This window comes from Pseudomonas sp. PICF6 (genome assembly GCF_009831705.1).
In the GTDB taxonomy this organism is placed as follows: Bacteria; Pseudomonadota; Gammaproteobacteria; order Pseudomonadales; family Pseudomonadaceae; genus Aquipseudomonas; species Aquipseudomonas rhizophila.
Window position 1 is genome coordinate 514,085 of sequence record NZ_WUUD01000026.1, and the last position, 8,207, is coordinate 522,291.

General features: G+C 62.7%; 7 protein-coding genes. 2 read left to right on the plus strand and 5 right to left on the minus strand.

Translation table 11 applies throughout. The annotated features are described in order from the left end of the window. Positions 1-77: 77 nt before the first annotated feature. The 3 genes from GSM73_RS18790 to GSM73_RS18800 are packed head-to-tail and all read right to left on the minus strand — an operon-like array spanning position 78 to position 3,789. The gene (locus GSM73_RS18790; RefSeq protein WP_160893471.1) at positions 78-1,550 is read right to left on the minus strand and encodes an amidohydrolase family protein; all 1,473 of its coding nucleotides are present in this window, start codon (positions 1,548-1,550) and stop codon (positions 78-80) included. A 1-nt stretch (position 1,551) separates the two neighbouring features. Further along, positions 1,552-2,412 carry a MurR/RpiR family transcriptional regulator gene (locus GSM73_RS18795; protein WP_047230240.1) on the minus strand — a complete coding sequence of 287 codons (861 nt, stop codon included), beginning with the start codon at positions 2,410-2,412 and terminating at the stop codon, positions 1,552-1,554. Positions 2,413-2,439: 27 nt separating this feature from the next. Then, on the minus strand, positions 2,440-3,789 hold the full coding sequence (locus tag GSM73_RS18800; RefSeq protein ID WP_160893472.1) for a gluconate:H+ symporter: 1,350 nt from the start codon (positions 3,787-3,789) through the stop codon (positions 2,440-2,442). Between the two features lie 345 nt (positions 3,790-4,134). On the opposite strand from GSM73_RS18800, the gene GSM73_RS18805 reads away from it, so the two are divergent. Continuing rightward, the gene (locus GSM73_RS18805; RefSeq protein ID WP_160893473.1) at positions 4,135-5,580 is read left to right on the plus strand and encodes a SulP family inorganic anion transporter; all 1,446 of its coding nucleotides are present in this window, start codon (positions 4,135-4,137) and stop codon (positions 5,578-5,580) included. A 129-nt stretch (positions 5,581-5,709) separates the two neighbouring features. Beyond that, positions 5,710-5,919, plus strand: coding sequence for a DUF2788 domain-containing protein (locus GSM73_RS18810; RefSeq protein WP_047230243.1), 210 nt, complete (start codon positions 5,710-5,712; stop codon positions 5,917-5,919). Here the strand turns inward: GSM73_RS18810 and GSM73_RS18815 are convergent. Beyond that, the gene (locus GSM73_RS18815; RefSeq protein ID WP_160893474.1) at positions 5,914-6,480 is read right to left on the minus strand and encodes a pseudouridine synthase; all 567 of its coding nucleotides are present in this window, start codon (positions 6,478-6,480) and stop codon (positions 5,914-5,916) included. The genes GSM73_RS18810 and GSM73_RS18815 overlap by 6 nt on opposite strands. Positions 6,481-6,637: 157 nt before the next feature. Further along, entirely contained in the window at positions 6,638-8,137 is a 1,500-nt protein-coding gene (amn, locus tag GSM73_RS18820; protein ID WP_160893475.1) for an AMP nucleosidase, read from the minus strand. Positions 8,138-8,207 lie beyond the last annotated feature (70 nt).

The following is an 8,207-nucleotide window of genomic DNA, read 5'->3' on the forward strand; positions in this document are numbered from 1 at the left end:
TATCACCGGCTTCTTTAATATCGCAATGCCACCACTGAGAAGCAGATCACAAGGGCATTCCATTGTGTTTCCACCTCTCAAGCGCCGGGTGACGAACTGAATCCACGGCGTAGATCCCCTTCTCGCGCCAGAAACCGCCCGTGCCTGCGCCCGTTCGCCCGGCCCTCGCGGTAGCTCAAGACGCCGTTGACCCAAACCCCATCGATACCTTCGGCGGCCCGTTGCGGCTCGTTGAAATCGGCGACATCCCTGATGGTATGAGGATCGAACAACACCAGATCCGCCCAATGCCCTTCCCGAATTTCCCCACGGTCCTTCAGGCCGAAGCGCGCCGCCGACAGGCCGGTCATTTTGTGCACGGCGGTGTGCAACGGAAACAGCCCGATGTCTCGGCTGAAATGCCCCAGCACCCGCGGGAAAGCCCCCCACAAGCGCGGATGCGGAAACGGATCCTCCGGCAAACCGTCGGAGCCGACCATGGACAACGGGTGGGCGAGGATTCGTCGTACGTCGCTTTCGTCCATGCCGTAGTACACCGCGCCGGCCGGTTGCAGGCGCCGCGCAGCATCCAGCAGCGGCACATTCCATTCGGCGGCGATGTCAGCCAGATCGCGCCCTCCCATGTGCGGATGAGGCGTCGACCAGGTGATGGTGATGCGATGGGCATCGGTCACCTGCTTGAGATCCAGAGTCGAGGAGCTGGCCGCATAGGGATAGCAATCACAACCGACCGGATGGGTTTTCGCCGCATTCTCCAGCGCCGCGAGCACCTGCGGACTGCGCCCCCAATTCCCGGCACCCGCACATTTGAGGTGGGAAATGATCACCGGGCTGCGGGCGTGACGGCCGATCTGGAACGCTTCGTCCATGGCCTCGAGCACCGGTTCGAATTCGCTGCGCAGATGGGTGGTGTAGACCGCACCGAATGCGCTCAGCTCTTGGGTCAGTTGCATGACTTCATCGGTGGAGGCCGAAAATGCGTTGGCGTAGGCCAGGCCTGTGGATAACCCCAGTGCGCCGGCCTCCAGGCTTTCGCGCAGTTGCTGACGCATGGCGGCGATTTCTCCCACGCTGGCGGTGCGCAACAAATCATCCATGTGGTTGCTGCGCAGCGCCGTGTGCCCCACCAGCGCCGCCACGTTGACCGCCGGCGTGGCTGCTTCCACCGCCGAACGATAATCATCGAAACGCGGATAGACGAACGCTTGGGCGGTGCCGAGCAAATTCATCGGGTCCGGCGGCTCGCCCCGCAAACTCACCGGCGAAGCGCTGATACCGCAATTGCCGACAATCACCGTGGTCACGCCCTGGCTGAGTTTGGGCAGCATCTGCGGCTGGCGAATGACCACCGTGTCGTCGTGGGTGTGCACATCGATGAACCCTGGAGCCAGCACCCGGCCGGCGGCGTCTATTTCTTCGATTGCCCGGGCATCGCGCAGGTCGGCGATGCGCTCGATGCGACCGGCACGGATCGCCACGTCGGCGCTGTAACCGGGGGTGTTGCTGCCATCGATGACCCGTGCGTTGCGGATAAGCGTGTCGTACAGCATCTCAGTCTCCCAGCGGCAAGTGATCGTCGCCGCCGCGGTAATCGTCCAGGGCGAGTTTGACTCGCCGCAGACGCTCTTGATTGTCTTCAGGGTGGGCCAGCGCAAGCTCGGTGGCGAGCACATCGATGGCCAGCAGCATGCCGTAGCGCGCCGCCGTGGGCTTATAAATGAACGAGGTTTCCGCGCCTTGCAGCGGCAACACTACATCGGCCAGTCGGGCCAACGGTGAGTCGGCGCGGGTGATGGCCAGGATGGGCGCACCATAACTGCGCGCCAGTTCCACCGCGCCGAGCAGTTCCGGGGTGATGCCGGTGAGTGAACAGGCGATGACCAAATGCTCCTGGCTCAATGAGGTGGCGGTGATGCGCATCATCACCGGATCCCGGCAGGCGGCAATCGAGTAGCCGAAACGCACCAGCCGTACCTGCAACTCCTCGCCGCACAACGCCGACCAACCGCCGAGCCCGAACGCATGAATCATCCGCGCCTTGCCGAGCATCCGCACCGCGTCGCTGAACCGAGACTCCTCGAATGCCGACAGGTGCTGACGCAGCGTCGTCTCGATATCGCCGACGATCTGCCCATAAAACGCCGATTGCTCGGGCGCGCCGGCGGGGTCGAGAAACCGGCTGCCGACGCCACTGGCCTGGGCCAGTTGCAGGCGCAAGTCCCGCAGGTCGCGGCAGCCAACGGTACGGGCAAACCGTGACAGCGTGGCACTGCTGACTTCGGCCCGCTGGGCCAGTTCATCCAGGCTGGCCGAGGCGGCGAACCCTACGTCGTCGAGCATCAGCCGGGCGATTCTTCCTTCGCCGGCGCTGAAGGAATCCTGACGGGAGCGAATCTGGTAAAGGATGTCCATGACGGCACCTGTGTTGGAGCGCTGCGATTAAAGCAAGCGCGCAAGTCCTAGGGTCAGGCCGAACGCAACCAGGGAGATCAGCGTTTCGAGTACGGTCCAGGTCTTGAAAGTTTGAGTGACGGTCATATTGAAGTATTCCTTGATCAGCCAGAAGCCGCCGTCGTTGACGTGGGAAAAGATCACCGACCCGGCGCCGGTGGCCAGCACTAGCAGCTCGGGATGGGGATAGCCCAGACCGATCGCCACGGGGGCGACGATACCGGAGGCCGTGGTCATCGCCACCGTGGCCGAGCCGGTGGCGACACGCATCAGGGCGGCGAACAGCCAGCCCATGACCAGTGGCGATAATTGAAATTCCTGGGCCAGGCCGACGATTTGTTGAGTGACTCCGGCGTCCACCAGGATCCGGTTCAAACCACCGCCAGCGCCCACCAGCAACGTAATACTGGCCGTTGGCGCCAGGCATTCATTGGTGAACTTGAGGATCGACTCACGGTTGAAGCCCTGGGCCAGGCCCAGCGTCCAGAAGCTGAGAAGGGTCGCCAGCAGCAAGGCAATCACCGAGTTGCCGATGAACAGCAGGAACTGATTGAAGCCGCTGCCCGGCTCGGAGATCAGGTTGGCCCAACCGCCGATCAACATCAGCACCACCGGCAGCAGGATGGTCCCCAGGGTTATCCCGAAACCTGGCAGATTGGCGCGGGGCTCGCGGTCGAGGAATTGGCGCTCCAGCGGGTTATCGTCCGGCAGTTGGATGCGCGGCACGATGAACTTGGCATACACAGGGCCGGCAATGATCGCGGTAGGAATACCGATCAGGATCGCGTACAGCATGGTTTGCCCCACCGAGGCCTGGAACGCCTGCACCGCCAGCATTGCCGCCGGGTGCGGCGGCACCAGGGCATGCACCACCGAGAGACCGGCGACCATCGGCAACCCCACCATCAGGATTGACACGCCCACGCGCCGGGCAATGGTGAACGCGATGGGCACCAGCAGCACGAAACCGACTTCGAAAAACAACGGCAGCCCCACCAGGAAGGCAATGCACACCATCGCCCAATGGGCGTTGCGCTCGCCGAAGCGCTCGATCAGCGTTTGCGCCATGCGCTCGGCCCCGCCGGACTCGGCCATCATCTTGCCGAGCATCGTGCCCAAGGCCACCACCAGCGCGATGTGCCCCAGGGTCTTGCCCACGCCCGCCTCATACGCCCCGACCACACTGGACGGCGGCATCCCGGCCAGCAGCGCCAGGCCAATGGACACCAGCGTAATGACAATGAACGGATTAAGCCGATATCGGGCGATCAAAACGATCAGCGCAATGATGGCGATGGCCGCGTAGACCAACAGCCAATAACCGAATGCAGGGGCCATGCGTTACTCCTCGAATGGGGTCACGTCGTTGTGTTTGTGAAACTCATAAATCATTTCGAGGATTAATCTTCAAACGCGCTGAAAGTAATTTTCGTACACAGACAAGAAATGTCGCTGACGGACATCGCTCACCACCTGCCATGTAAATTCAGCGCAGGATTTTCATCCCTGGCCGTCTCCCGTGGCGAGGAAGCGTGCGCCTTCCGGGCTGCGAAGCCGCCCCGCAATCATCCATACGACGACCAACCACTGGCCGCACCGCACTCAATTCCGTACCATCCCCACCCTGTTTTTGCACCACGCCCACGGCAGTCGACTCTCAGGCGCTGCCCCGCCAGGACAATCATGAAACCAGCACGTCTTCGCGCCGACGCCCTCGCCGGCCTCACCACTTCTTTTGCCTTGCTGCCCGAATGCATCGCGTTCGCCCTGGTGGCCCATCTCAACCCGTTGATGGGGTTGTATGGCGCTTTCATCATCTGCACGCTGACCGCGCTGTTCGGTGGGCGGCCAGGCATGGTGTCTGGCGCGGCGGGATCGATGGCCGTGGTGATTGTCGCGCTGGTGGTGCAACACGGCGTGCAATACCTGCTGGCGACTGTGCTGCTGGGCGGGTTGATCATGATGGCGTTCGGGCTGTTGCGGCTGGGCAAACTGGTGCGCATGGTGCCGCACCCGGTGATGCTCGGTTTCGTCAACGGCCTGGCGATCATCATCGCCCTGGCGCAACTGGAGCACTTCAAGAGCGGCGAAACCTGGCTCAGCGGCGGCCCGTTGTACCTGATGATCGGCCTGGTGGCGCTGACCATGGCCGTTGTCTACCTGTTGCCGCGCCTGACCCGCAGTGTTCCGCCGGCCCTGGTGGCGATCCTGGGGGTTGGCCTGGCGGTGTACTTTTTCGGGCTGCCGACCCGCACCCTGGGTGATATGGCGCATATCGCCGGCGGCCTGCCGGCTTTTGTCTGGCCGGACATTCCCTGGAACCTGGATACCTTACGGATCATCGCGCCCTATGCGGTGGTGATGGCGATGGTCGGCCTGCTGGAAACCCTGCTGACCCTGAACCTGACCGACGAGATCACCGAGAGCCGCGGCTACCCGGACCGCGAGTGCGTAGCGTTGGGCGCGGCCAACATGGCCTCAGGACTGTTCGGCGGCATGGGCGGTTGCGCAATGATCGGCCAGACCGTGATCAACCTGAGTTCGGGCGGGCGCGGCCGGTTATCCGGCGTGATTGCCGGGGTGATGGTTCTGCTGTTCGTGTTGTTTCTGTCGCCGTTGATCGAACGCATCCCATTGGCCGCGCTGGTAGGCGTGATGTTCGTGGTGTCCCAGCAGACCTTTGCCTGGGCCTCGCTGCGGGTGATCAACAAAGTGCCCGTCAATGACGTGTTGGTGATCATCGCGGTGACGACCATCACGGTATTCACTGATCTGGCCACCGCCGTGCTGTGCGGCATTATCATTGCGGCGCTCAACTTTGCCTGGCAACAGGCCCGGGAACTGTATGCCGATGCGCATCTGGAAGCGGACGGCAGCAAGCTCTATCGCCTGCACGGCACCCTGTTCTTCGCCTCGACCACGCCCTTTCTCAACCAGTTCGACCCGGCCAACGATCCGTCCCAGGTGACCCTGGACTGCCGTCACTTGAGCTTTGTCGACTATTCGGCCATCGCGGCGCTCAAGACCCTGCGTGAACGCTATAGCAAGGCCGGCAAGCACCTGCGGGTGTTTCACTTGTCCGAACGCTGCAAACAGATGCTCAAGCGGGCCGGTGTCCACCACGACTGAAGAGAACACCGCTGCGTCAGCCCAGGCGATGAATAGCTGCGACACACCGTCGCAGCCCAATCCTTCGCCCTCTTTCCATGCCGTATACTCGCCCCGCCTTTTCAACCTCGCCCACGCCGGAGTGTTTCGATGGATCCTGTGGTTTTCGAAGAGTGGATGATGACTGGCCTTGTCAGCATCCTGATCATTTTCATGGGTTTCATCGTCTGGGATCTGGCGAAGAAGTCCAAGGCCGGGCGTTTTGGCTCGTTCATCCTGTTTTTTGTGCTGGGACTGGGCGTGGCGGCATTCGTCATCAAGAGCGTGGTGATCGGCCTGATCGAGACGGGCACCTTATAAACGCGCCGGCACTTCCTTCCACTGTCCCTGATCCAGCCCTTCAAGCGTCCAGTCACCGATCCTGACCCGCACCAGACGCAATGTCGGCAAGCCCACCGCGGCGGTCATGCGCCGTACCTGACGGTTGCGCCCTTCGCGAATCACCAGTTCCAGCCAACTGGTCGGCACGCTTTTACGAAAGCGCACCGGCGGGTTGCGCGGCCATAGCTGCGGCTCATCCAGTTGCCGCGCTTGTGCGGGCAAGGTCATGCCGTCGTTCAGTTCCACGCCTGCGCACAGACGCTGCAATTGCTCGGCACTGGGCTCGCCTTCTACTTGCACCCAATAGGTCTTGGCCAGTTTGTGCCGGGGGTCGGCGATGCGGGCCTGCAATTGCCCGTCGTTGGTGAGCAGCAGCAACCCTTCGCTGTCGCGATCCAGCCGCCCGGCGGGATAAATGCCGGGCACGTCGATAAAGTCCTTGAGCGTCGCCCGCCCTTGATCGTCACTGAACTGCGTCAGCACATCGAAGGGTTTGTTGAACAGGATCAGCCTCGGCTCGGCCGGCGGGGCCTTGGCCACACGGCGCGGGGCGGATGCGGGAGGTTTCGCGCCAGGGCGGCGGGAAGCGGGACGTGGCGGACGAGGCATGGCAAACACAACATCTAACGGTCTGGGCCGACCATGCTAGTGGCCCGACCGTTAAATAACCACTGCCCCTTCAACCGGGATCAGTTCATCAGCGGAACGGCGGCTCGTCGAAGCTGCGCAACTTGCGCGAGTGCAGCGAGTTGAGTTCGTTGCGCAACAGGTCCAGCGCCGCGATGCCGATCTTCAGGTGCTGGTTGACCGCCCGTTCGTAAAACGCGTTGGCCGAACCCGGCAATTTGATCTCGCTGTGCAGCGGTTTGTCCGAGACACAAAGCAACGTGCCGTACGGCACCCGCAAGCGGTATCCCTGAGCGGCGATGGTGCCGCTTTCCATGTCCACCGCCACGGCGCGGGACAGGTTGATCAACGGACGCTCCTGGGCCCAGCGCAATTCCCAGTTGCGGTCGTCGTAGGTCAGCACAGTGCCGGTGCGCAGGCGTTTCTTCAGCTCGTCGCCCTTTTCACCGGTGACATTGGCCGCCGCTTGCTGCAAGGCCATCTGCACTTCAGCCAGGGCCGGGATCGGAATATTCGGCGGCACGACCCGGTCGAGGATGCCATCGCGACGCATGTAAGCGTGGGCCAGCACGTAGTCGCCGATGGTCTGGGACTGCCGCAGCCCACCGCAGTGACCGATCATCAGCCAGCAGTGGGGGCGCAGCACGGCCAGGTGGTCGGTGATGTTCTTGGCGTTGGACGGCCCGACGCCGATGTTCACCAGGGTCACGCCGTGGCCGTCGCTGGCCTGCAGGTGATAGGCCGGCATCTGGTAGCGGTGCCAGACCACGCCCGCGGCGATCGCCGAGGCTTCACCGTGGTCCATGCTCTTTTCGATGATCACGTTGCCCGGCAGGACCATGCGCACAAAACGCGGGTCACTGCGCAGTTGCTCCAGGCCATGGACAATGAACTGATCCACATAACGGTGATAGTTGGTCAGCAGGATCCAGGGCTGCACATGGCGCCAGTCGCTGCCGGTGTAATGCACCAGCCGACGCAGGGAAAAGTCCACCCGCGCCGCGTCAAACAACGCCAGCGGCAGCGGGTCGGTGTTTTCCCAGTCATAGAGGCCGTCGGCAATGCCATCGGTGGCGGCCGACAGGTCGGTACTGGGGAACACTCGCGCCAGCACCGCGGCAGTCACACCGGAGCCGGCCAGTTCATCACCCTGCTCCACCACGTAGGGATAGGGGATGTTCTGCTCGCTGACACCCACTTCCACGGTGACGGTAAAGTCGTGCATCAGCGGGACCAACTGCTCCAGCAGGTATTTACGGAACGCAGCCGGGTGGGTGACGGTGACACTGTAGGTGCCCGGCAACTGGACCTTGGCGTAGGCGCGGGTGGTTTGCGGGACTTCGCCATGGCAGTGATAGGTCAGGCGCAGGGCGGGATAGCGAAACAACGCCCGCTGTTCGGCATCCGGCTCGATGCGATCCTTGAGGTACCGCTTGAGCGCCTGGTTCAGCGCAGTGGTCGCACGCTCGTGCAGGGCCGCCAGACGATCCACGGCTTGTTCGGCGGTTTGAACGACAATAAACGCTTCGGTCACGATCAGCTTCCTGTGTTCTGACTTGCAGGCCTTCATCTTGCCTGCATCGTCGGCCGACGGGAACAGTGGCGTATTGGGCGCGATCGATCATCCACCACAAATCCCC

Bases quoted from the DNA above. Each gene is read 5' to 3' on its own strand.
- amn (WP_160893475.1), bottom strand. From the start codon at position 8,137: ATGAAGGCCTGCAAGTCAGAACACAGGAAGCTGATCGTGACCGAAGCG.
- GSM73_RS18790 (WP_160893471.1), bottom strand. From the start codon at position 1,550: ATGCTGTACGACACGCTTATCCGCAACGCACGGGTCATCGATGGCAGC.
- GSM73_RS18795 (WP_047230240.1), bottom strand. From the start codon at position 2,412: ATGGACATCCTTTACCAGATTCGCTCCCGTCAGGATTCCTTCAGCGCC.
- GSM73_RS18805 (WP_160893473.1), top strand. From the start codon at position 4,135: ATGAAACCAGCACGTCTTCGCGCCGACGCCCTCGCCGGCCTCACCACT.
- GSM73_RS18810 (WP_047230243.1), top strand. From the start codon at position 5,710: ATGGATCCTGTGGTTTTCGAAGAGTGGATGATGACTGGCCTTGTCAGC.
- GSM73_RS18800 (WP_160893472.1), bottom strand. From the start codon at position 3,789: ATGGCCCCTGCATTCGGTTATTGGCTGTTGGTCTACGCGGCCATCGCC.